The sequence below is a fragment of the Gordonia humi genome (genome assembly GCF_014197435.1).
Classification (GTDB): domain Bacteria; phylum Actinomycetota; class Actinomycetes; order Mycobacteriales; family Mycobacteriaceae; genus Gordonia; species Gordonia humi.
Map to the genome: position 1 here is coordinate 1,823,652 of NZ_JACIFP010000001.1, position 21,887 is coordinate 1,845,538.

Below are 21,887 nucleotides of genomic sequence, written 5' to 3' on the forward strand. Positions count from 1 at the left end.
CCGTTCGGGGCTGCCCGCCCGGTACCGCGATCAGGAGTACACGGTGACGCGCGCGGTGGCCGCGACCTGATCGGATGCCAGGACTGCTGCCGCGTCGATCGTGGCGGTGCTTTGTCCGGCGCGGATGATGGACGCCGTGTAGTGCGCACCCGGCTCGGTGGCGAACGGGCGGAGGAAGCTGATCCGGATCGATCCGGTCGACAGCTCCGGCCGTCCGGCGTCGCGCAGCGCGCAGTGCGCGGCGACCTCCAGACACGCGGCGACCACCCCGCCGTTCGTCGCGCCGGAGTCGTTGATGAGTAGCTCGTCGCGTTCGGGAATGAGGACGCCGACCTGATCGGGACGTGTCGGGCGGCCGATCGCAAGCATGTCGCCGATCGTCGTGGCCGCCGGGCGGGCGTGGACGTCGAGGTAGACCAGTTCCGGTAGAGCACCTCGAACGAAGAACGACCGGACGGTGCCCATACCCACGAGAGAACCGTCGACGACGAGATCGGTTCGGGCTAGGGCGCCGGTGTCGTCGTAGCCGATGAGCGTCGGGGTGACGTCTACGACGTCCCCGGGGCGGACGCGGTGCCGCACCAGATCGAGGGAGACCTCGGTCGTCACCGTCCACGAGCCGTCGACGCGCAGGTCGTGGTTGATCGCGCCGCCTGCGGCGTCGACGGTGGCCGCGAGCAGACCGAGGCAGGGACCGACACAGAGGTCGTCGTCGAAGCCGATCATCCGGGTCCGCATAACATGGGGAGTCGAGCCGTCGACACGCTCGGTGCCGAGTCGGATCTCGGTGCGTGCGTCGTATCTGCGTTCTTCCACGTTTTGTTCCCCAGTGGCATGGGATTGTTTCGTCACGGTTCGAGCCTGCCTGCTTCTCGGATGTGGATCGCCGGAACTCGGGACGCCCGGGGCTTCGGCCGATCGTGGGTGAGTGCCGTCGACGGCGGGAGTCGCGCGTGCACGTCTGAATGTTGGCGCGGAAGTGGATGGGGCGACGATCGGTCGAGCCCAGGTCGAGTTTACCCAAACGGTCGGGGCCGACCGCCGAAACCGAGGAAAATCGGTGCGAACCGCAGCAGCTGACCGTATGGTGAAAGAGCTTATCGCGGCTCTCGGGCCGGACGACGCCCGTTTCGTCGTCATTATCGTCACGGGGCAATGTCCCCGCTCATCTAGCACCTCACGCGCGCACCCGTCTTCGTTGGGTGCGCCGTACCTATCCCGCACGACAGGAGCGGCACCCATGAAACAACTGTCTTCGGATCCGGCTCCGACCCCCCTCGACGGGGTGCGTGTCCTCGAGTCGTCGTCGTCACAGGCGTGCCGCCTCGCCGGCATGCTGTTGGCCGACCTCGGCGCCGACGTCGTCCGCACGGTCGGATCGTCCGAGCGCGACCTCGCTGACCCGCAGACGCTCGGCTGGGACCGCGGCAAGCGGTTCGCCGGTGTCGGTTCGTCCGCCGAGGCGGCTCGACTCGCCGAGTCCGCGCATGTGGTGCTCGACGACGGGACCGGTCTGTATTCGGCGGCGGCGGGAACGGCGAATCCGCGTCTCGTGCGAGTTCAGCTTCCCCCGTACGGGGTGGTCGGTCGGGAGAGCGACCTTCCCGCAGATCCTCTGCTGCTGTCGGCGCTGAGCGGATTCGCCTCGGTTCACCCATCGTACGATCCCGGTACCCCAATCGCATCGGTGGTCTCGGTGCTGGCCGGCATCCACGGCGCGTTCGGCGCCGTCGCGGCGGTGGCGGGGCTGATCGAGGCGACCGAGACCGGACGGGGACGGACCCTGGTCACGACCGGACTGGATGCCGGTGCCGCGGCGCTCAGCACCCTGGTAATGACCGGGATCGACGTGGATGTGGTCCTCTCCCCGGGTGGACGACCCGACAGCCGCCCCAGCTTCCGCGTCTACCGGTGCGCCGACGGCGAGTACCTCCATCTCGCGGCCTTGACCGCCGAGTTCTTCCTTCCTGCGCTGGACGTGCTCGGGCGGGTCGACGTGATGGTCATGCCCGGGGTGGACGGGGAGTTCATGAACGTCAATCGACCGGAGATCGCTGCGACGGTTTCCCCGGAGCTTGAGCGGACCTTCGCGACGCGGCCCCGCGACGAGTGGGTCGCCGCGCTGACCGCGGCGGGCGTGCCGTGCGCGCCCGTGCAGTCGCGCGTCGAGTGGACGATGAGCGACTTCGTCGCGTCCGCAGCGCCGCCGGTGACCCGCGAGCATCCCGACCTGGGTGAGGTGGTGCAGCCGGGAACACCGTTCTGGTTCACCGATGCGACGGTGCGCCCGGGAGCCCTGCCGACTCGTAGCCGGTTCCTGCGCGCGACAGATGTGTGGCGCGACCCGGCGCCGGTGCCGGCATCCGAGCGCGGTACCTCCGAGCCTCGGCGACTCCCGCTCGACGGACTGCGTGTGCTCGACGCGAGCACGTTCCTCGCCGGGCCGACGGTCGGCGCGCTCATGTCCGATCTCGGTGCGTCGGTGGCCAAGGTCGAGTCGCCGTCTGGCGACCCGTACGCCGTCTACGCGCCGTCGTACGCGTCGGTCAACTACGGGAAGACGATCGGTGCGCTCGATCAGCGCACACCCGCTGGTCGGGCGTCGATGGTGGAGCTCCTGACCGACGCAGACGTCCTGATCGACAATCTCCGCCCGTCGGTCGCCCGCCGTCTCGGGCTGGACCGGGAGAGCGTTGCAGCGGTGAACGACCGGCTGATCAAGGTCTCCGTGTCCGGATACGGTCCGGACGGCCCGCATGCCGAGACCCCCGCGTTCGATCCCGTCCTGCAGAGCCTGTCGGGTATGGCACGGGCACAAGGCGGATCCGGTGAGCCGGTCACCGCGGTGGCCCCGATCCTGGACGTCTGCACGGGTGCGCTGGCCGCGGCCGCGGCATTGGCCGCCGTCTTCTCCACGACGACTCGGCGGCGCGGTGAGCACACCGGCTCGTCGCTCGCCGCAGCGGCGTCGTATGTTCAGCTGGCCGAACTGACCGTCTTCCCCGGCTGTCCGGCCCCGGAGGACGGCGACCGCGACTACCGCGGACCCCAGCCGTGGCGCCGCTATCATCGCGCATCGGACGGATGGATAGCCGTCGCAGCGCAGACCCCGGATCAGGTGTCGGCGTTGGCGTCGGCGACCGCGGCGGTGAGCCTCACTCACGACGGCGTGGCGGTGGCGGTCGCGCAGCAGCCGGTCGAGCAGTGGATCGGGGAATTGTCGCGGGCAGGCGTTCCGGTGTGCCGGGTGACGCCTGCCGGCGGACTCCTGGAGGATCCGCTGCTGATCGCGAACGGTTTCTCGCACGTCGTCCGCATACCCGACCTGGGCCGCTTCCGGCTGGCTCGCGGATACTTCACCGACCTCGGCGTCGACTCCGCAGACCGGACTGCGCGCGTGTGGCGGCTGGCCGCCGAGGCGTTCGACGCCGCGGGTACGCGGCATCCCGGATACGGCGTGATCGCCGAAGCCGAGTAGCGCTGGGGCGCTACCGTTCGCGATTCTGCGCGCGACCGTGCTCGATCACCGCTGCGCCGGCCTCGGCGACGGCCTCCATCGCGGCCGACCACTGTGCATTCGTCGCACGCTCGCGGGCCACGCCGTCGGCGATCGCGTCGGCGGACATGCCGTCGTAGAGCGACCAGACCGCGCGGAGCGTACGCGACTCGGCGGCGGCGAACGTCGTCGCGATCTGGATGCCTCTGGTCAGGAGTTCAGCGGACTCGACGACCTCGTTGACCAGTCCCCAGGCCAGCGCGGTCGGCGCGTCGATGTACTGACCGGTGGCACTGAGCTGACGGGCTCGGCGGATGCCGACGGTGTCGGCGAGGCGCGCCGTCAGCCCGCCGCCGGGAACGATACCGACGCGCGAGTGCGTGTCGGCGAACCGCGCTGTCGGCGAGGCGATCAGGAAGTCGCAGGCGAGGGCGAGTTCGAATCCGCCGGTGACCGCCGGACCGTCGACGAGTCCGATGACCGGCGTCGTGCAGGCGGCCACCCGATCGATGCAGTTCTCGGTCCGGTCGTCGCCGGTGAACCCGGTGGCGGCGAGCTCCTTCAGATCGACCCCGGCACAGAACGCTCCTCCGGCACCGGCGAGCAGGATGACGGAGATCTCGGGATCGTCGTCTGCCTCGATGATCCGGTCCCTGAGCTGTCGGTCGAGCTCTCGGGACAGCGCGTTGCGCGCGTCCGGGCGGTTGAGGGTGATCGTGGCGGTCGCGTCGGTGCGGTCGACGAGAACGAGGTCGGTGGGGGTCATTGCACTCCTGTCGAGTCGTGGCGTGTGCTGGTCACCGACTGGCGTCGGCGAAGTCCTCGGATCCGTCGCCGTACCGTCCGAACAGCGGCGAGCGCGTCACCGGCAGCCAGCGCGTCCACCAGGTCGACGCTGTGCTGATGAATCCAGCGCTGTTCGCTCTGCGACGGCCGTATCCCATGGGTCCGGCTGAGGTTGTTGCCGATGTCGACGAACAGTGCGAGCACGGGATTGTCGGTGAGACGGGCGAGTTCGGTGTACACCGTCGACGGTGCGAATCGCAGATCATCGACCTCGGCCTCGGCGGTGAGAGTGTCGCGAAGACCGTCGAGATCGGCCCGACTGATCGTCGCAGCCACCTGTTCGACCGCGGCGATCTCGAGCAGCTCCATCGTCTGAAACAGGTCGTCTGCGGTGAATCCGCTGTACTCGAGGTACAACGACGCCTGGTCGAGGACGGTGGACAGGTCCGGTGCGGTGACCACCAGCCCGCCTCCCGGACCGCGGCGCGGCGTCGCCACGTGGCGGCTCTCCAAGATCCGGAAGGCCTCCCGGACGACTGATCGGCTCGCGCCGAAGCGGTCCATGATCGCCGACTCGGAGCCTACCGAAGTGCCGACGCGCCAGCCGTCGGCGACCACTTCGTTTTCGATCTGCCGCGCTATGTCGGCGGCCATGGTCCGAGCGGAGCCCGCGGTCACCGGGACGACTCCGCGTGGGGTGCCGCGATGTCGATGAAACCGGCCAGCGCCCGACGATGGGTCTGCGAGTCACCGAGCAGGACGGAGTCGGCGAACGCGCGTTTGAGGTACAGGTGCAGCGGATGCTCCCAGGCGAAACCGACGCCGCCGTGGATCTGGATCGCGGATTCGACGAGGTGCAATGCGGTCTCGCTGCAGTGCGCCTGGGCGAGGGCGGTCGCGGCGTCGTCGCTGCCGGACGCCCGCGTCGACGCAGCGTACACGGCGGCCGCCCGCGCGTGATTCACGTCGATCCAGAGTTGGGCGGTCCGGTGCCGCAACGCCTGGTTCGACCCGATCGGCTGACCGAACTGGTACCGGGCCTTCAGGTAGTCGACGCTGGTGTCCAGCGCCCACTCGCATAGGCCGACTTGTTCGGCGGCCAACAGTGCCGCCGCCGTCTCCAGGGACGACCGGAGGATGCGTGACGCGTCGTCGCCGTGCGCGAGGATCTCGCCGTACACGGCGTCGAACCGCATGTCCGAGGTCGGGCGCGTCAGGTCGATGGAGGTCCGTCGACGGACCGTGACCCCGTCGGTGTCGGCGGCGACGAGGATCAGTGCGGTCCGGCCGTCGTGATCCGCCGGAACGAGGATCGTCCCGGCGTCGGCGGCGCCGAGGACGTGGGTCACGGTTCCGGATACGCGCACCCGGCCATCGGACGTCGAGGTCGTGGCGGCCGTGGGGGTGCACGGGTCGCGCGGCGCCTGCGTCGCCGGGACGGCGAGGACGCCGATTCCGCCGTCGAGGAGGGTGTCGAGTGCTGCGCGCGCGGCCGGTACGCCCGCGGACGGGAGAACTGCGGCCTCGATGAGCGCGGTGGTGGCAAGGACTGCGCTGGACAGGTACGGCACTGGTGCCGCCGCACGACCGAGCTCGGTGAGAACCGCGGCGGCCTCGCGGGTCGACGCGCCCGCGCCGCCCCACTCCTCCGGGACGAGGAGTGCGGTCAGCCCGAGGTCGCGGCCGAGTCGGCGCCACAGGGCGTCGTTGTAGTCGCGGTCGCCCGCGACGAACGTGAGGAGGTCCTGCGACGAGCACTCGGCCGTGAGAAGTCGACGGACGGTCGACCGGACATCCGTCGTCACCGGGTCGTCGATCATCGGCACCGTCGCCGGGGCGGTCGTCGTCATCGGGGGATCTCCTGCCACGGGGTGTTCGGGTCGAGTCGGTGTTCGCGGGGGAGGCCGAGGACTCGATCGGCGATCTGGCCGAGGAGGATCTCGGAGGTTCCGCCTTCGATGGTATTGGCTCGCGCTCGGAGGTAGTGGAACGTCTCCGGTCGGACGTCGGTGTCGATCTCGGTCGACCAGTCGTCGTAGTCGAGAGCTGCAGACGGATCCATCCGCGCGAGCAGGCGGGTGACGAGTTGGTTGTTGACGGCCGCCGTCACCTTGGCGCCTGCGCTCTCGGCTCCCGGCTGACCGTACTGCTCCGACTGGCGGACTCGTTCGCTGCTCAGCCGGGCGACCTCCACTCGCATCCACGCGTCCACCAACTGGACGAACCCGTCCTGGGTGCGAAGGTCGGGTCGCTGACGCCACAGACTCGTCAGGCGACCCATGTGTCCGGTCTCGCGCTTCGGTGCGGCGTCCCCCATCGCCGAACGCTCGTTCATCAGCGTGGTGCGCGCGGTCGCCCACCCCTCGCCGGGGGCGCTGATGCGATAGGAGTCGGGGATTCGGACGTCGTCGAGGAACACCTCGTTGAAGTCGGCCCGGCCGGTGGCTTGGCGCAACGGCCTCGGATCCACTCCGGGTGTCGTCATGTCGAGGAGGAAGTAGGTCATTCCGCTGTGCTTCGGCGCCGTCGGGTCGGTGCGCGCGAGGAGCAGGGCCCATCGTGACAGGTGAGCGAGGCTGCTCCAGATCTTCTGCCCGTTCAGCACCCAGTCGTCGCCGTCGCGCACGGCGCGGGTCGCCAGGCCGGCGAGGTCCGATCCGGCGCCGGGCTCGGAGAACAACTGGCACCACACCTCCTCGCCGGTCCACAGCGGTCGGAGCAGCCGGTGCTGAACGTCGGTGGATGCGTGGGCCAGGATCGTCGGGGCCGCCATGCCGAGCCCGATCGGGTTACGAGAATTGTCGCCCTGTGCCGCTCCCGCGGCGACGAGCGCGGCCTCGAGGGGCGCCTGATCTCGGTGGTCCGCGTCGAGGCCGCCCAGCCCGACCGGGGCGTGCACCCAGGCCAGCCCGGCATCGAAGCGGCGCCCCAGGAACTCGGTGGTCGTCATGGTCGCCGGATCGTTGTCGGCGAGAAATCGGTCCAGCGACTCGCTCAGGAGCGGGGATCCGACGCTGGTCGTCGTCATGTTTTCACCTCTGCAGTCAATTACGTATGCGATTTATGCTAAAAGTTAGCGTATTACAGTGAGGTGCAGGTGTTCAACTGCCTAAATACGCCTTCTTAATTGGAGTGGAGGTCGATGTGAATTCAAGACGGAGCGACACGCTCGACGTGACGGTGGATCCCGGGATCGGTCCGATCGGGGAACTGTCGGCCGCGATCGAGGAGCACGGATTCGGGGGCCTCTTCCTCGGCGAGACCTGTCACGACCCCCTGATGATGCTGGCGGCCGCCAGTTCGTCGGCGCCGACGATCGACCTGGGGACCAGTGTCTTCGTCGCGTTCGGACGCAGTCCGATGGTGACGGCGATCGCCGCGAACGATCTGCAGACGTTGACCGGTGGACGAGTCGTTCTGGGGGTCGGCAGCCAGGTGAAACCGCACATCACACGACGGTTCTCGATGCCGTGGTCGAGCCCGGCCGACCGGATGCGCGAGTACGTATCGGCGATGCGGGCGATCTGGCGGAGTTGGGCCACGTCGGAGCCGTTGGACTTCGCCGGGGAGTTCTACACCCATACGCTGATGACCCCGATGTTCGATCCGGGACCCAACGCGTTTGGCAATCCGCCGGTGATTGTCGCCGGGGTGGGGCCGCGGATGGCGCGGGTGGCCGGGGAGATCGCCGACGGTCTGCTCGTGCACTCGTTCGTCACGCAGGAGTATCTGCGTACCGTGCTCGTGCCTGCAGTGGACGAGGGCCTCGCGGCAGCGGGACGGTCGCGAGCCGACTTCACCGTGATGACGACGCCGATGATCGCGACCGGCACGTCCGACGCGCAGATCGCCGAGGCGAGAGAGTTCGTGCGGGGACAGATCGCGTTCTACGGTTCGACGCCCGCGTACCGCGGCGCCCTGGACATCCACGGATGGTCCGGGCTCCACGAGCGACTGCACGCCCTGTCCAGACAGGGCGCGTGGGAACAGATGCGGGCGAATGTGCCGGACGAGGTCGTCGACGAGTTCGCACTGACGGTTCCGGTGGACCAGGCGGCTGCCGCCCTCGACGAGCGGTGGAGCTGGGTCGCCGACCGGATCTCGGTCACAGCGACGACGTCCCAGGCCCTGGCGGCCTGGGAGTCGGCGCCGAAACGACTTCCGTCCCGTCAGACGTCCTCGGGGAGCGGATCTACTCGTCGACGATCTTGATCGCGCTCATCGGGCACCGGAGCGCGCCGTCGCGTGCGGCGCTCTCCAGGCCCCGTGGGACGACGAAGTCGGCGGGTGCCGCGAACCCGTCGTCGTCGAGTTCGTAGACGTCAGTGGCGTGGAGGGCGCACAGACCGTGGCCCTCGCAGTTGTCGGGACTGATGGTGACGCGCATCGGGCGACTCTCCTCGGGTAGAACGGATTTCTCGGTGCCGCATCGTCATCGCGAGCGGCGCGGCGGGGGCGGGTCAGCCTCGACCATGCTGCGCAATCGATTCCGATCGGTCTTCGACATCGCAGTCTGCGGGATCTCGTCCACGAGGACGAGATGGTCGGGGGCCTTGTAGTCCGCGAGTCGGGCGCTCGTCCACTCGCGGATCTCGGCGAGCGTCGGCGACGCATCGGGTTCGGGTACGACGAAGGCGACGCCGATTTCACCGATCACCGGCGCAGCATGGCCGACCACGGCGGCGTCGCGCACCCCGGGATGTCGGGCGATGGTCTGCTCCACCTCGATCGGATGGATGTTGAATCCGCCGCGGATGTACATGTCGCCCGCGCGGCCGGCGAGAACGAGGTCGCCTGCATCGGTGAGCGATCCCAGATCGCCGGTGATGAGGCACCCGTCCGCGTCGAAGGCCTGTGCGGTCAGTTCCGGATCGTTCCAGTAGCCCCGCATCACCGTCCCGCCGCGCACGCGGACCGTGCCGATCGTTCCGGGGGCGACCGGTCGTCCCTCGTCGTCGACGATCTTCACCTCCATGCCCGACTGCGGCCTACCCACCGTGCGGAACTGGACCTCCGGCGGGTCGTCAGGGTCGGTACCGCACACCGACGGAGCCTCGGTCATCGCGTAGCGGACCACGAGCGGGACACCGATCGTCGATGCGGCGGCGCGGACCAGGTCGGGCGAGGCCGGGGCGGTGGCCACGACGCCGACCCGCAGATCCGGGAACGAGGTGAGGTCGAGGTCGGGGAGCTCGAGCAGTTTGGCCCACTGCGTCGGGACCGCGCCGCCCACCGTGATGTGTTCGTCGCGCAGGGTCCGCGCCATGCCGTCGACGGTCCAGGGCGTCGGCGGGATGACGAGAGTCGTCCCCCACAGCAGCTGATCCCACAGCTTGGACATGTATCCGGCGTGGGAGAACGGAGTCGACGTCATCCGGCGGTCGAACGGGGCGCTCATCGCGCCTGCGGCAGCGGCGGACGCCGCGAGGTTGTCTGCGTCGAACCACGCGCCTTTGGGCAGGCCGGTGGTGCCGCTGCTGTAGACGATCGCGACCGGATCGGTGCGTTCGATCCGCGGTCGGGCCGGGTCGCCCGGCGTCTGGTACACGTCGTGCAGTTCAGCGAGATCGACCACACGCACGGCGGGCGGGACGGTGGTGCGTACGTGCTCGGTGTCGGCGACGACCACCGTCGGTGACGAGGAGTGCAGGATCGCGGCCGTCTCCACCGGGCCGAGTCGGCCGTTCACTCCAGTCGTGACCGCGCCGATGAACGCCGCTGCCGCGTAGCAGACCGCGTAATCCACCCCCGACGGCAGCATGAGGGTGACGACGTCTCCCTTGCCGACACCGAGGCGGGCGAAGAGGGCCGCTGTGCTCTTCGCTCGGGCCACCCACTCCCGGAAGGACATCGCAGCGGTCGGGGTCACATAGGCGAGACGGTCGCCGTATGCGCGCGCGGCCGCCTCCAACGCGTCGCCGGTGTCGGTGAACGTGTCGTCGAGCGGCGGACCGTCCGCCGACAGTGTGTGCTCGGACGTCATGGCCGGTCCACCCCCAGCAACACCGTCCCGCTCGAACAGAACCATCCGCCGGTACCGCTCACACAGGCGATCTCGGCGTCGGGAACCTGCCGGGGCCCGCACTCGCCGCGGAGCTGACGGGCCGCCTCGACCAGGAGGAACAGTCCACGCTGGCCGGGGTGGCAGGCCGACAGCCCGCCGCCGTCGGTGTTCGTCGGCAGTGAACCGCCCAGACGCAGATTCTTCTCGGCGATGAACGGTCCGCCCTCGCCCTTCGCGCAGAATCCGAGATCCTCGACGGTCGTCATGAGCATGTAGGTGAACGCGTCGTACAGTTCGGCGACGTCGACGTCGGCGGGCGTCAGGCCCGCGCGCTCGAAGGCGAGAGGACCGGTCACCGACGCGGGTCCGACGGTCATGTCGTCCCACTGGCTGGTGAGCATGTGCGACGTGGCGTCTGCCGATCCCAGCACCCAGACGGGGGTCGACGCGAGATCGGGCACCCGGTCCTCGGCGACGAGCACGACGGCGGCGCCGCCGTCCGACCGGATGCAGCAGTGCAGCTTCGTGAACGGGTCGGCGATCATCGGACCGGACAGAACGTCGTCGACGGTGATCGGGTCCCGGTACATCGCTTCGGGGTTGTCGGCCGCGTTGAACCGGGCGGACACCGCGACCTCGGCGAGCTGCTCGATCGTCGTGCCGTACTCATGCATGTGACGGCGTGCCGCCATCGCATACTTGGAGATGAGGGTGTGGCCGTACGGGGCATCCCACTGCAGCGGGCCGCGTGTGCCCCAGTTGAGGTTTGCGCCGCGCAGGCCCTTGCGGATGTCGGCGCGGGCGGTGGATCCGTAGGTGAGCAGTACGACGTCTGCGTGGCCGGACGCGATCGCGTCGGTCGCGTGCGAGACCATCACCTCCCACGATGCGCCGCCGACGGATGTCGAGTCGATCCAGCGGGGCTTGATGCCGAGATACTCGCCGACGTCGGTCGGCGGCAGTGTGCCCTGACTCGTCGAGGCCAGGCCGTCGATGTCGGCGGGCTTGAGGCCGGCCTCGGCCAGCGCACGCCGACTCGCCTGCGCCATCAGTTCGTACGGGTTCTTTGTATCGACGCGTCCGACGTCCGACAACGCGACGCCTGCGATCGCCACCCTGCGGTTCATTGTGCGGCCTCCATGCTCAGTAGATCGGCGAGGACCTCCGACGAGTCGGCGAACAGATGCGTATGCACGATCGCGCGCTTGAGGAAGTAGTGGGCGTTGTGTTCGTAGGTGTATCCCATTCCGCCGTGGACCTGGATGCTTGCGCTTCCGTTGGACATGGCGGCCTGACCTGCGACGGCGCGCGCCGCGAGGATCTGGAACTCGACGTCGGAGCGATGGGAGGCGAATGCAGTGGCGGCGAACAACGTCTGCGCTGACGCGGACTCGGCGTGCACCGCCATGTCGACGACCGCGTGCTTGATCGCCTGGTGGACGCCGATCGGGCGACCGAACTGGATGCGTGTCTTCGCGTGCTCGGTGCACAGATCGGCGATCGCCTCCGCGAGTCCGAAGAGGAACGCGGAGTTGAGGATCTGAGCGCGCGCCCAGATCCAGTCGACGTCCGAGGACACCCAGACCGCGACCGGTGCTGCGTCGACCCGGGCTCGGCCGAGTCGGGTGGCCGGATCGACGGACTCGACCGGCGTGACGTCGCCGAAGTCCGCGATCCGCACGAGACCGGCGCCGGTGCGCGTCACGACGAGAGCGTGACTGCACTCGACGCAGTCGATGAGATCGAACGAACCGGTGACGGAGTCCGCGGTGACGGTGCCTTCGCCGCGCAGCTCGGCGACGCCTACCAGTGCGGATCCGGAACTGATCTGGCCGGCGAGGGCCTGATCGCCCGCCTCGGCGGCGACTCGTGCGCCCAGGATCGACGACAGGAGTGGACCGACAGCCAGGTGGCGGGCGAGTTCGGCGACGAGTAGGACCTCGTCGTCGATCGGCTGGCCGGACCCGCCGAATCGCTCGTCGAGCCCCAGACTCAGCAGGCCCATCTCGGCGCCCTCGCACCACACGTCGAGGTCGACGGCCGTCGCCTCGTTGCGACGTTTGCGGGCCTGTGCGATCGGGTCGCGAGCGCTCACGAAGTCGCCTGCCGCGGCGACCAGTTCGAGCTGGTCTTGGGAGGGGAGGAGGTTCATGGTGTGGTTCCTTCCGTCACCGGGGGAGTCCGAGGACTCGATCGCCGACGATGTTGCGTTGGATCTCGGAGGTGCCGCCGCCGATGGACTGCGAGAATGCGTAGAGGTAGTTGCCGACCCATCCGTTGCGGTCCCACCGGGAGGTGCTGCGCAGCGCATCGGCGCCGATGACGTCGAGGGCGAGTGCCGCGACCTCCTTGGCGAGGTCGGCGTAGAAGAGCTTCAGAATTGATCCCTGCGGTCCGGGGGTGTCGGTGGTCATGTTTCGGCAGATCCCGACGTAGGTCATCGCCCGCAGCGACGCGACGGAAGCCCGTGCACGTGCCAGGCGGCGAGCGATCTCGTCGTCGGCGATGGCCGTGCGGCGCCCGTCCGGGCCGACGTGGTCGCGCGCGAACTCGATGAGATCTTCGACCACCTTCGAGAGGCGGACCTGGTTCGCGGTGAACGCGGTGCCGCGTTCGAAGGAGAGCGTGGACATCGCCACACTCCATCCGTCGTCGACGTCGCCGACGACGTTCGCGAGGGGGATGCGGACGTCGTCGTAGAACACCTCGCAGAACTCGGCGCCGCCCTCGATGGTCTCGATCGGCCGCACCTCGATCCCCGGACTCGTCATATCGCAGATCACCCAGGTGATGCCCTGGTGCTTGGAGCCGCTCGCATCGGTGCGCACCAGCAGCTCCTGGTAGTCGGCGATGGTCGCGAAGCTCGTCCAGATCTTCTGTCCGCTGATGACGAGTTCGTCTCCGTCGACGACGGCGCGGGTCCGCAGCGCTGCGAGGTCGGATCCGGCGTCCGGTTCCGAGAAGCCCTGGCACCAGACCGCGTCGCCTCGGAGGATCCGGGGCAGATGGAAGTTCTTCTGCTCCTCGGTCGCTCGGGTGATCAACGTCGGCCCCGCATGCGAGGTGCCGACGAAGTTGGCGTCTATGCCCGGGAATCCCTGTGCTGCGTACTCCTCGTACCAGATGAGTTGCTGGAGGAGGGTCAACCCGCGGCCGCCGTACTCGGTCGGCCACGCGATCCCCGCCCAGCCGCCCTCCCATTGGGTGCGCTGCCATGCGGTGTCGTACTCGCGGATGCCATCGGCATCGCGGGGGCGCTCCTCGCGGGGCTTGTTCTCCTCGAGCCAGGTCCTTACCTCGTCGCGGAACTCCACCTGCCCGGCACTGAAGTCCAAGTCCATCTAGACACCTTCCGTCTTCGTGCTCGATACCTCGAGCGTTAGTGACACTATTGTCAGATTAGTGAGCGCCTGAGTCAAGTGTCGGGTGGGTGGAATCGGTGATGTAGCGGGTGGCGAGGGCTTCGCTGCCGCGGGCCAGGATCGCCACGTCGGCGCCCACGAGGACGAAGTCCGCGCCCGCGGCGGTGTACGTCTCCACGAGGTCGGGGTTGAATGCGTTGACCCCCGCAAACGCGCCCGCATCCTTGATGATTCCGATGGATCTCGCGATCGTGGCGACGACGTCGGGGTGCTCGGGGCGTCCCAGATGGCCCATGGACGCCGCGAGATCGGCCGGGCCGATGAACACGGCGTCGACTCCGTCGGTCCTCGTGATCGCGGGGAGTTCGGCCAGGCCCGCCGTCGACTCGACCTGGACCGTGAGTGAGACGGTTGTATCTGCAACTGTCAGATATCCCGGTGTGCGATTCCACCGTGAAGCCCGGGAGAGCGCGCTGCCCACGCCGCGGATCCCGGCTGGCGGATACCTCGTCGCCGCCACCAGCGCGGCCGCCTCCTCCGCGGTGTCCACCATCGGCACCATGAGATCGGTGACGCCGATGTCGAGTAGTCGTTTGATCATCACCGGGTCGCCGTCCGGTGCCCGAACAACCACGTGGACCGGATACGCAGCGGTCGCCTGCAGCTGGGCGAGCGTGGACCGGATGTCGTTCGGCGCGTGTTCGAGGTCGAGCAGCAGCCAGTCCAGCCCGGCACCCGCGCAGATCTCGGCCGTGTACGTGTCGCCGGAGGCGATCCACATCCCGAATCGCGGGCGGTCCTGGCGCAGCGCCTCGGTCCAGGCGGTGTGGGTGACGGGGGCGTCAGTCATCGGTCGGCCTTTCGAAGTACACGGAGACCGTCCCGAGCGGCCCGTAGTCGGCGACGAAGGTGTCGCCCGGTTCGGCGAAGACAGGGGCGGTGAACGATCCGGAGAGGATCACCTCGCCCGCCTCGAGGGAGACCCCGTGCGGCGCCAGACGGTCGGCCAGCCAGGCGACGCCGTTGGCCGGGTGGTTGAGGACGGACGCCGCCACCCCGGAGTCCTCGATCGACCCGTTGCGCAGCAGCAGTGCCGAGACCCAGCGCAGATCGGTCTCCATCGGACGGACGGGCCGCCCGCCCAGCACGATTCCGGCGTCTGCGGCGTTGTCGCAGATGGTGTCGACGATGGTGCGCAGGTGTCCGGTCTCCGGATCGGCCATCTGGACGCGTGCGTCGAGGATCTCCAGCGCGGGAGTCACGTAGTCGGCGGCGTCGAGGACGTCGTACAGGGTGACGCCGGGGCCGGCGAGCGGTCGGCCCAGTACGAAGGCGAGCTCCACCTCGATCCGGGGTCGGATGAATCGTCCGGCCGGGACGGTGCCGCCGTCGTCGAAGAACATGTCGTCGAGCAGGGCGCCGTAATCGGGTTCGGTGATCGACACCGCGCGCTGCATCACCTTGGACGTGAGGCCGATCTTGCGGCCGCGGACCACGCCGCCAGCCGCCACCTTCAAGCCGACCAGCGCGCGTTGGACTGCGTATGCGTCCTCGATGGTCATGTCGGGGTGGCGCAACGAGATCTGGCGGATCGGCACTCCGGTCCGCTCCGCCTCGTAGAGCTCGCGGGCCAGTACGTCCGGGTCTGGTCGAGAGGCTCCGTCGCTCATTTCGCGAGGAACTCCAGTGCGGCCGGGTTGAACGAGTCCGGGTCCTCGAAATGCGGCCAGTGCCGGACCTCGGGCATCGCGAACACCTCCGAGTTCGGGATGAGACCCGCTACGATGTGCGCCGTGCTCTGGTACTCGCCGTGATCCTTGCCGGACGCGACGACCATCGTCGGCGCGGTGATCGTGGTCCAGTCCGCCTCGGGGATCAGGTTGCGGTCGCGTGCCTGCGCATCCTGCAGGATCAGCAGGTGGTCGATCGTCTCGCGGGTGTCGGTGCGCTGGTAGATCGCCTGGCGCAGCGCGATGATGTCGGGGATCCGGTTCGACTCGTCGGCGATGAGGTGTTCGAAGACTTTGTGGATCGACTCCCATGTCGGGTTGTTCACCGCTTCGGTGCGCTCGGCGCGGATGCGTGCCATGTTCGAGGCGGTCGCGATGAGTCCCGCGGGGGACATGAGGATGACCTTGTCGACGCGCTCGGGATGCTCGACAGCGATCGCGGCGCAGACCCAGGCGCCCAGCGACATGCCGATGAAGTGGGCGCTGTCCATGTCGAAGTGGGCCATCACGCCCAGGATCTGTCGTACGTAGACGGCGATCTCGTAGTCGTAGTCGGGCTTGTCGGAGAATCCGTTGCCGACCATGTCGACGGCCACGCAGTGGTAGTGCTCGGCCAGTGCGGCGAGGTTGGGGGCGAAGGTCTCCCAATGGCCGCCGGTGCCGTGCAGCATGATCACGTCCGGCTTGTCTGACGAGCCGGCCTCGACGAAGCGGGTCCGGACCCCGTCGATGTCGGCGTAGCCCTGCCGGAACTCGAGCTCCCGCAGATGCGTCCAGACGCTCCGGTAGGCGTCCGTGTCGGCCTGCGGGGTCGCGGTTGATGTCTCAGTCATGCTGATTCCTTCCTGTCGAGCTGGCTTAGTGTTCATTGTGTACATGTATAAACAAACCACGATTATCGCCTGTGAACTGCATGTTATGGCATATGGTCCTGTAATCGGTTCGATATGTAGACAATATTTCTGACACTCGTATACGCTAAGAGTATGCGGCGGAAGCGGCTCGGTAGGCAAGCGGTCGGACCGGGTCGGACGCCGAAGACTTCTTCCTACGAGCGAACGGTTGATGCCCATGACGAACGGGGACCCTTCAGACGCCGAGAACGCAGTCGATCCGTCGGTGCACTGGCACGTCCGGCGCCGTGAGCTCGCAACGCTGATGAACGAGTTCGCGGCGGTGCGGGTGTCGGTGGACTCCTCGGGCAACGGCGACCGCCTGCTCGTCGAGGACCTCGAGAGCGACGACCATGTCTTCCTGACCCCGCTGGAACTGGTCAGCTTCTGTCTGGCGTCGCCGGACGACCGGGACGACTGGCTGCGCGTCGGCAGCTACCGCGGTGCGCGGGTCGACCGTTCGTTCGGCCGATCGGATCGGGACCGTCGATGAGCGCAGGTTCCGTCCGCGACGCCGCCATCGTCGGATTCGGCATGACGGAGATGAGCCTCGTCGCCGGGCAGAGTGCGCTCGAACTGGCGGTCATCGCCGCGGAGAGAGCAGTGGCCGACGCAGGCGTCACACTTGCCGACGTCGACGGCCTGCTCGTCGGATCGTCTCAGGGCGTGCGCCCGGACCGTCTCGGCGTGGGATTCGCCGCCCAGGGCGGATTCGACGACCTCCGACTCCTTGAACACGTCGAGATCAAAGGCGCCACCACCGTCGCGATGATCCAGCGAGCCCGGTACGCGGTCGCGTCGGGCGAGGCGCGCACGGTGATGTGCGTATTCGCCGACGCGCCGCTCATCGCCGGGAAGGGATCTGGTTCGCTGTACGCGCAGAGCGGCGGCTCGTCGGGCTCGCGAGGACTCGAACGTGCCAGCGGAGTGCTCGGATCGGTGCCCACGTACGCGCTGCTCGCACAGCGCTGGTTGCATGTGACCGGCGGTGATCCAGCGGACCTGTGCGCCGTGGCGACGACCGCGCGCAGCTGGTCCGTGCACAATCCGGCGGCAGTGATCAGGACCCCGCTCGACGCGGAAGGCTACTACGCGAGTCCGATGATCGCGGATCCGCTGCGGCGCCTGGACTCCGCACGTCCGGTGAACGGCGCGGTCGCGGTGATCGTCACCGCCGACCCGGGAGTCGGTGACGGCGTGCGCGTCACCGTTCGCGGAACCGGTCGCGACCACCCGGTGCGGCATCGCCGCGCCGGCGGCGAATCGTGGTTCGGCGGCGGCCGGCTCTGCGTCGACGCCGCCCTCGCCCAGGCGGGTATGAGTCGAGCCGACCTCGACGTGGTGGAGCTGTACGACCCGTTCTCGATCGTGTCGTTGATCCTGTTGGACGAATACGACCTCACCGGCGGTGCGCCGGTCGGCGCGTTCGTCCGCGACGGACACACGGGCCCGGGTGGATCGTTGCCGGTCAACACCGGTGGCGGTCAACTCTCCGGGTTCTACCTGCAGGGGATGACGCCCCTGGCCGAGGCCGTCGTGCAGCTGCGCGGCGCAGGAGAAGGACGACAGGTGGCCGGTGCGACCACCGCGCTCGTCGGCGGCATCGGCGGGCGGATCGATCACCACGCCGCGATGATTCTGGAGCGTGCAGCATGACCGACCACAGCGACTGGCTGCTCGCCGAGTCACTCGCCCCGGCGATCGACGGTGATCGACTGGAGCCGTTGTACGAGGGAGCAGGCCGCGGCGACCTGGTCCTCCCGTTCTGCGGACGCTGCTCCCTCGCTCTCGACCTGGAGCAGCACGTGTGCGACGGCTGCGGTGCGGCGCAGGTGCAGTGGCGACCGGTGGACCGGCGCGGAGTCGTGCACTCGGCGACCACCATGCACCGTCTTGAACGCGGACTCGTGATCGGCACCGAACCCTATCCGATCGTCGACGTCGAACTGTCGAGCGGTCACCGGCTGATCGTCACGGCCATCGCATCCGGGATCCCGACGCCGCCGATCGGCGCCGAGGTCTCCGTCGGATTCCGACACCTCGCCGGGACTGCCGTCCCGGCCCTAGCACTCCCCTCTTCGACCGATACGGAGGACGACAAATGACAACTACGGAGCCGAAGCACGAGGTGCGTGCAGAATTCGACGTGCGGGACGTCGTGCAGGAGGACCGTGTTCACGGTTCGGTGTACACCTCGCCGGAGATCTTCCAGCGAGAGATGGACACCATCTTCAGCACCGGATGGGTGTACGTCGCTCACGACAGTGAGGTGAGCGAGCCGGGCGACTACCTGACCCGGCAGATCGGCTCCAACCCGGTCGTCGTCGCCCACGGCAAGGATGGTGAGGTCCGCGTCCTGCTCAACCGCTGCTCGCACCGCGCAAACAAGCTGTGCAACGCGGAGATGGGCAACGCCAGCTCGTTCCGGTGCCCTTATCACGGTTGGACGTTCAGCAACACCGGTTCGCTCACCGCAGTGCCGATGCGCGAAGGCTACGGCGACGCGTTCCAGGGGGTGCGCTCCGAGCTCGGCCTGGCCGAGGCAGCGCGCGTCGACAGCTACGGCGGCTTCATCTTCGCCTCGCTCGCCGCTGAGGGACCGTCGCTGACCGAGCATCTGGGCGGCGCCGTCCGCGCCATCGATCGTCTGCTGGACCTCTCGCCGACCGGCACCATCGACCTCCGTGCCAACTGGATGAAGCACCGTCACTTGGCGAACTGGAAGATGGTCGTCGAGAACAACGTGGACGGCTACCACGCGCTGTTCACCCATGCGTCGGTGTACGACGCGGTCCGGCCGGCAAAGGTGTCGCACGTTCCGTCGAAGACGGCGGTCGTCGTCCGTGACATCGGTGACGGACACTCGGAGATCGACTACGCGGCCGAGTACCGCCGAATCGACGAGGAGTTTGTCTGGTACGGCCGGACGACACGCGAGAAGCTGCCGAAGTACTCGGCCGCGCTGGAGAAGCGGCACGGTCCGGAGAAGACTCACGACGCCCTCGTCGTCGGTCCGCCGCACACGCTGATCTGGCCGAACCTGTTCCTCGCCGAGATGAACGTCATGTACGTCGAGCCGCTCTCGGTCAACGAGACGATCGCCTACACCACCGCTGCGATGTTCCCGGGCCAGGACGAGATCAACCAGAAGTCGCTGCGGCGCGCCGAAGGCGCGATGGGGCCCGCCGGATTCCTGATCGCCGACGACGGTGAGATCGGGATGCGCAACCAGGCCGGTCTCGCGGCGCGGGACCCGGAGTGGCTGCGCCTGTCCCGCGGTGTCGAGACCGACGTCGCCGATGAGACCGGCATCGTCAACAGCGACAAGAGCGCCGAGACGCCGCAGCGCGGCTTTTACCGCCAGTGGGCCAAGGTCGTCGGCGGCGCCGACGCGCCCGCCGCCACCACAATCGAACAGGAGAACGACCAGTGACGACCATCGACGACACCGACGCCCTCGCATCCGTGCTGACGCCGCTTCCTGCGCCCGACGCCGACGTGGTGGCATTCTTGAACCTTGAGGCGCGTCTCGCGGACGAGGCACGCTACTCCGAGTGGGAACTGCTGTGGGACGACGATGCCCTCTACTGGGTTCCGATGCATGCCGACGACGACCCCGCGACAGACCTGTCGTACATCTACGACAACCGCAGGCGCATCAAGAGCCGCGTCGCACAGCTCAACACAGGCAACCGCCACTCGCAGACGCCACCGTCGGTGATGCGTCGGATGCTCTCCAACCAGGAGGTGCTTGCATCCGAAGACGACACGGTCACCGTGGCGTCCAACTTCGCACTGTTCGAGTACCGCCAGGGCCAGCGGGTGTGGGCTGGTCGGGTGATCCACAAGGTCCGCCGGAGTCCGGACGGACTCCGCCTGGCCGCGAAGACCGTTCACCTCATCAGCGCCGGCGGACCCGTCGACACGCTGGCATTCCTGATCTGATCCAGAGTCCGAACACGAGAAGCCATCTCTCGTGACTACGCCCAGTGAGGTCAATGTGCTCGTAGGAGACATCTCAAAGAACAACGCCCGCCGGTACCCCGACAAGCCGGCTGTCATCGAAAGCGGTCGGACACACACCTGGTCGCAGGTCGACGAACGCGCTCGCCGACTGGCGAACTACCTGCATGCGGCCGGCATGCGGAAGGGCGATCGCATCCTGGTGATCGCCCGGAACTGTATCGAGTGGCCGGAGATCACGTTCGCCTGCGCGAAGGCGGGGGTCGTCTCCGTGCCGGTGAACATCCGCCTCGCCGCAGACGAGTTGGCGCACATCCGGGACGACTCCGGCGCTGTGGCAGCCATCGCGCACACCGATCAGGTCGAGCGGTTCGGCTCCGAGTTGAACGACCTGAACGTGGTCCTGGAGATCGGCGGGTCGACCAGCGGCACCGACTACGACCGGGCGTTGCGCACAGCGTCGGCCGACGAGCCCGCCGTGTTGCTGCGGCCCGACGACATCCAGTTCATCCTGTACACCTCGGGCACTACGGGCCGCTCCAAGGGTGTCATTCACACCCATCGAGGGATGCTTGCGCAGGCGGTCGACACGACCCTGGTCACCGAGAGCAACCGCTCGGACGTCTTCCTCGCGACAACGCCGTTCTTCACCGCAGGCGGCATGGTTCGCACCCTGTCCTGGACCTATCTCGGGCAGACGATGGTCATCCACAAGCGGTTCGACCCGGAGGCGGTGCTCGACGAGATCGAGCGGAGCGGGGTCACGTTCACCACCTTCATCCCGACGATGCTCCAGCGCACGCTCAAGATCCTCGAGGAGGGCCCGGCGCGGGACGTATCGAGTCTTCGCCGGATCAGTTACGGGTCGGCGCCGGTTCCCCCGGGGCTCGCCAAGCGGGCGATGGACCTGCTCGGCTGCGACCTGCAGCAGCGCTACGGACTCACCGAGTGCGGCGGACAGGCCACGATCCTCACCCCGCAGGATCACCGGGATATGGTCGACGGCCGGACCAGCATCCGCACCTCGTGCGGGCAGGAGACGCCGATGTGCTCGATCCGGATCGTCGACGACAACGGCGACGATCTGCCGGCCGGTGAGATCGGCGAAGTCGTCATCGTCAGCGAAGCGAACGCCGTGGGTTACTGGAATCGCAGCGACCAGACGGCGAAGACGTTCCGCAGCACCGGACTTTGGTCAGGTGACCTGGGCTTCCTTGACGAGGACCGGTACCTGCACATCACCGGTCGACGGACCGAGATGATCATCTCCGGCGGATTCAACGTGTATCCGGCAGAGATCGAGCGCGTCATCGGGCATCACGCGTCCGTGGAGATGGTCGCCGTGGTCGGAGTCCCGGATCCGGAATGGGGCGAGACGCCCGTCGCCGTGATCGTGCCGAAGGGTGCCGTCGACGAGACGACGCTGGCGGGCGAACTGGCCGCGCTGTGCCGCGCCGAGCTCGCCGGGTACAAGCAGCCGCGCCGGTTCGAGTTCCGCACCGAGTTCCCGCTGGGCCCGGCGGGCAAGATTCTCAAGCGGGAGATCGCCGAGGAACTCACCGCAGCGCAGGCCGCATCGTGACCGCTGCCGAGTCCGCCGACTCCATCTGGGCTCTGCTTGTCGACCGCGTCGAGGCGTCACCCGCCGCCGAG

General features: G+C 68.2%; 21 protein-coding genes. 8 read left to right on the forward strand and 13 right to left on the reverse strand.

Going from position 1 to position 21,887, the window contains the following annotated elements; translation table 11 throughout:
* Positions 1 to 30 precede the first annotated feature (30 nt).
* The gene (locus tag BKA16_RS24160) at positions 31 to 816 is read right to left on the reverse strand and encodes an acyl-CoA thioesterase domain-containing protein (protein WP_183370245.1); all 786 of its coding nucleotides are present in this window, start codon (positions 814 to 816) and stop codon (positions 31 to 33) included.
* A 424-nt stretch (positions 817 to 1,240) separates the two neighbouring features.
* On the opposite strand from BKA16_RS24160, the gene BKA16_RS08485 reads away from it, so the two are divergent.
* Positions 1,241 to 3,478 carry a CoA transferase gene (locus BKA16_RS08485; RefSeq protein ID WP_183370246.1) on the forward strand — a complete coding sequence of 746 codons (2,238 nt, stop codon included), beginning with the start codon at positions 1,241 to 1,243 and terminating at the stop codon, positions 3,476 to 3,478.
* 10 nt (positions 3,479 to 3,488) lie between these two features.
* On the opposite strand, the gene BKA16_RS08490 is transcribed toward BKA16_RS08485, so the two are convergent.
* From BKA16_RS08490 to BKA16_RS08505, 4 genes are read right to left on the reverse strand one after another with little or no spacing between them, the layout of a single operon-like run.
* Entirely contained in the window at positions 3,489 to 4,262 is a 774-nt protein-coding gene (locus BKA16_RS08490) for an enoyl-CoA hydratase (RefSeq protein WP_183370247.1), read from the reverse strand.
* The gene (locus BKA16_RS08495) at positions 4,259 to 4,936 is read right to left on the reverse strand and encodes a FadR/GntR family transcriptional regulator (protein WP_183370248.1); all 678 of its coding nucleotides are present in this window, start codon (positions 4,934 to 4,936) and stop codon (positions 4,259 to 4,261) included. The genes BKA16_RS08490 and BKA16_RS08495 overlap by 4 nt, the downstream gene beginning before the upstream one ends.
* Positions 4,937 to 4,956: 20 nt before the next feature.
* Positions 4,957 to 6,132, reverse strand: coding sequence for an acyl-CoA dehydrogenase family protein (locus tag BKA16_RS08500; RefSeq protein WP_183370249.1), 1,176 nt, complete (start codon positions 6,130 to 6,132; stop codon positions 4,957 to 4,959).
* Positions 6,129 to 7,310 (reverse strand): acyl-CoA dehydrogenase family protein, encoded by a 1,182-nt coding sequence (locus BKA16_RS08505; RefSeq protein WP_183370250.1) that lies wholly within the window; start codon positions 7,308 to 7,310, stop codon positions 6,129 to 6,131. The genes BKA16_RS08500 and BKA16_RS08505 overlap by 4 nt, the downstream gene beginning before the upstream one ends.
* A 116-nt stretch (positions 7,311 to 7,426) precedes the next feature.
* On the opposite strand from BKA16_RS08505, the gene BKA16_RS08510 reads away from it, so the two are divergent.
* Entirely contained in the window at positions 7,427 to 8,494 is a 1,068-nt protein-coding gene (locus BKA16_RS08510) for a TIGR03617 family F420-dependent LLM class oxidoreductase (RefSeq protein ID WP_183370251.1), read from the forward strand.
* Here BKA16_RS08510 and BKA16_RS08515 read toward each other — a convergent pair.
* The 8 genes from BKA16_RS08515 to BKA16_RS08550 are packed head-to-tail and all read right to left on the reverse strand — an operon-like array spanning position 8,475 to position 16,211.
* Complete coding sequence (locus BKA16_RS08515) at positions 8,475 to 8,669, reverse strand: ferredoxin (protein WP_183370252.1); 195 nt, start codon at positions 8,667 to 8,669, stop codon at positions 8,475 to 8,477. The genes BKA16_RS08510 and BKA16_RS08515 overlap by 20 nt on opposite strands.
* 45 nt (positions 8,670 to 8,714) lie before the next feature.
* Positions 8,715 to 10,265, reverse strand: coding sequence for a class I adenylate-forming enzyme family protein (locus BKA16_RS08520; RefSeq protein ID WP_183370253.1), 1,551 nt, complete (start codon positions 10,263 to 10,265; stop codon positions 8,715 to 8,717).
* Positions 10,262 to 11,413, reverse strand: a complete 1,152-nt coding sequence (locus BKA16_RS08525; protein WP_183370254.1) for an acetyl-CoA acetyltransferase — start codon at positions 11,411 to 11,413, stop codon at positions 10,262 to 10,264. The genes BKA16_RS08520 and BKA16_RS08525 overlap by 4 nt, the downstream gene beginning before the upstream one ends.
* Positions 11,410 to 12,438 (reverse strand): acyl-CoA dehydrogenase family protein, encoded by a 1,029-nt coding sequence (locus BKA16_RS08530; RefSeq protein ID WP_183370255.1) that lies wholly within the window; start codon positions 12,436 to 12,438, stop codon positions 11,410 to 11,412. Before BKA16_RS08530 ends, BKA16_RS08525 begins: the two co-directional genes overlap by 4 nt.
* Positions 12,439 to 12,454: 16 nt before the next feature.
* A complete protein-coding gene (locus tag BKA16_RS08535; RefSeq protein ID WP_183370256.1) occupies positions 12,455 to 13,627 on the reverse strand; it encodes an acyl-CoA dehydrogenase family protein in 1,173 nt (390 codons plus the stop codon).
* 58 nt (positions 13,628 to 13,685) lie between these two features.
* The gene (locus BKA16_RS08540; RefSeq protein WP_183370257.1) at positions 13,686 to 14,498 is read right to left on the reverse strand and encodes an aldolase/citrate lyase family protein; all 813 of its coding nucleotides are present in this window, start codon (positions 14,496 to 14,498) and stop codon (positions 13,686 to 13,688) included.
* Positions 14,491 to 15,318 (reverse strand): 2-oxo-hept-4-ene-1,7-dioate hydratase, encoded by an 828-nt coding sequence (gene hpaH / locus BKA16_RS08545; RefSeq protein WP_183370258.1) that lies wholly within the window; start codon positions 15,316 to 15,318, stop codon positions 14,491 to 14,493. Before hpaH ends, BKA16_RS08540 begins: the two co-directional genes overlap by 8 nt.
* Positions 15,315 to 16,211, reverse strand: a complete 897-nt coding sequence (locus tag BKA16_RS08550) for an alpha/beta fold hydrolase (RefSeq protein ID WP_183370259.1) — start codon at positions 16,209 to 16,211, stop codon at positions 15,315 to 15,317. The genes hpaH and BKA16_RS08550 overlap by 4 nt, the downstream gene beginning before the upstream one ends.
* Positions 16,212 to 16,449: 238 nt before the next feature.
* Between BKA16_RS08550 and BKA16_RS08555 the strand changes: the two genes are divergently transcribed.
* From BKA16_RS08555 to BKA16_RS08580, 6 genes are read left to right on the forward strand one after another with little or no spacing between them, the layout of a single operon-like run.
* Positions 16,450 to 16,764 carry a hypothetical protein gene (locus BKA16_RS08555; RefSeq protein ID WP_387995800.1) on the forward strand — a complete coding sequence of 105 codons (315 nt, stop codon included), beginning with the start codon at positions 16,450 to 16,452 and terminating at the stop codon, positions 16,762 to 16,764.
* The gene (locus tag BKA16_RS08560; RefSeq protein WP_183370260.1) at positions 16,761 to 17,927 is read left to right on the forward strand and encodes a thiolase family protein; all 1,167 of its coding nucleotides are present in this window, start codon (positions 16,761 to 16,763) and stop codon (positions 17,925 to 17,927) included. Before BKA16_RS08555 ends, BKA16_RS08560 begins: the two co-directional genes overlap by 4 nt.
* Positions 17,924 to 18,376 carry a Zn-ribbon domain-containing OB-fold protein gene (locus tag BKA16_RS08565; protein WP_183370261.1) on the forward strand — a complete coding sequence of 151 codons (453 nt, stop codon included), beginning with the start codon at positions 17,924 to 17,926 and terminating at the stop codon, positions 18,374 to 18,376. Before BKA16_RS08560 ends, BKA16_RS08565 begins: the two co-directional genes overlap by 4 nt.
* On the forward strand, positions 18,373 to 19,704 hold the full coding sequence (locus BKA16_RS08570; RefSeq protein ID WP_183370262.1) for an aromatic ring-hydroxylating oxygenase subunit alpha: 1,332 nt from the start codon (positions 18,373 to 18,375) through the stop codon (positions 19,702 to 19,704). The genes BKA16_RS08565 and BKA16_RS08570 overlap by 4 nt, the downstream gene beginning before the upstream one ends.
* Positions 19,701 to 20,216, forward strand: coding sequence for an aromatic-ring-hydroxylating dioxygenase subunit beta (locus BKA16_RS08575; RefSeq protein WP_183370263.1), 516 nt, complete (start codon positions 19,701 to 19,703; stop codon positions 20,214 to 20,216). The genes BKA16_RS08570 and BKA16_RS08575 overlap by 4 nt, the downstream gene beginning before the upstream one ends.
* A 55-nt stretch (positions 20,217 to 20,271) precedes the next feature.
* On the forward strand, positions 20,272 to 21,816 hold the full coding sequence (locus BKA16_RS08580; protein ID WP_183372967.1) for an AMP-binding protein: 1,545 nt from the start codon (positions 20,272 to 20,274) through the stop codon (positions 21,814 to 21,816).
* The last annotated feature ends 71 nt before the right edge of the window (positions 21,817 to 21,887 follow it).

Coding starts and splice junctions, on each gene's coding strand:
- BKA16_RS08505 (WP_183370250.1), bottom strand. CDS start 7,310: ATGACGACGACCAGCGTCGGATCCCCGCTCCTGAGCGAGTCGCTGGAC.
- BKA16_RS08530 (WP_183370255.1), bottom strand. CDS start 12,438: ATGAACCTCCTCCCCTCCCAAGACCAGCTCGAACTGGTCGCCGCGGCA.
- BKA16_RS08500 (WP_183370249.1), bottom strand. CDS start 6,132: ATGACGACGACCGCCCCGGCGACGGTGCCGATGATCGACGACCCGGTG.
- BKA16_RS08540 (WP_183370257.1), bottom strand. CDS start 14,498: ATGACTGACGCCCCCGTCACCCACACCGCCTGGACCGAGGCGCTGCGC.
- BKA16_RS08490 (WP_183370247.1), bottom strand. CDS start 4,262: ATGACCCCCACCGACCTCGTTCTCGTCGACCGCACCGACGCGACCGCC.
- BKA16_RS08535 (WP_183370256.1), bottom strand. CDS start 13,627: ATGGACTTGGACTTCAGTGCCGGGCAGGTGGAGTTCCGCGACGAGGTA.
- BKA16_RS08550 (WP_183370259.1), bottom strand. CDS start 16,211: ATGACTGAGACATCAACCGCGACCCCGCAGGCCGACACGGACGCCTAC.
- BKA16_RS08495 (WP_183370248.1), bottom strand. CDS start 4,936: ATGGCCGCCGACATAGCGCGGCAGATCGAAAACGAAGTGGTCGCCGAC.
- BKA16_RS08565 (WP_183370261.1), top strand. CDS start 17,924: ATGACCGACCACAGCGACTGGCTGCTCGCCGAGTCACTCGCCCCGGCG.
- BKA16_RS08555 (WP_387995800.1), top strand. CDS start 16,450: ATGACGAACGGGGACCCTTCAGACGCCGAGAACGCAGTCGATCCGTCG.
- BKA16_RS08570 (WP_183370262.1), top strand. CDS start 18,373: ATGACAACTACGGAGCCGAAGCACGAGGTGCGTGCAGAATTCGACGTG.
- BKA16_RS08520 (WP_183370253.1), bottom strand. CDS start 10,265: ATGACGTCCGAGCACACACTGTCGGCGGACGGTCCGCCGCTCGACGAC.
- BKA16_RS08560 (WP_183370260.1), top strand. CDS start 16,761: ATGAGCGCAGGTTCCGTCCGCGACGCCGCCATCGTCGGATTCGGCATG.
- BKA16_RS08515 (WP_183370252.1), bottom strand. CDS start 8,669: ATGCGCGTCACCATCAGTCCCGACAACTGCGAGGGCCACGGTCTGTGC.
- BKA16_RS08525 (WP_183370254.1), bottom strand. CDS start 11,413: ATGAACCGCAGGGTGGCGATCGCAGGCGTCGCGTTGTCGGACGTCGGA.
- hpaH (WP_183370258.1), bottom strand. CDS start 15,318: ATGAGCGACGGAGCCTCTCGACCAGACCCGGACGTACTGGCCCGCGAG.
- BKA16_RS08485 (WP_183370246.1), top strand. CDS start 1,241: ATGAAACAACTGTCTTCGGATCCGGCTCCGACCCCCCTCGACGGGGTG.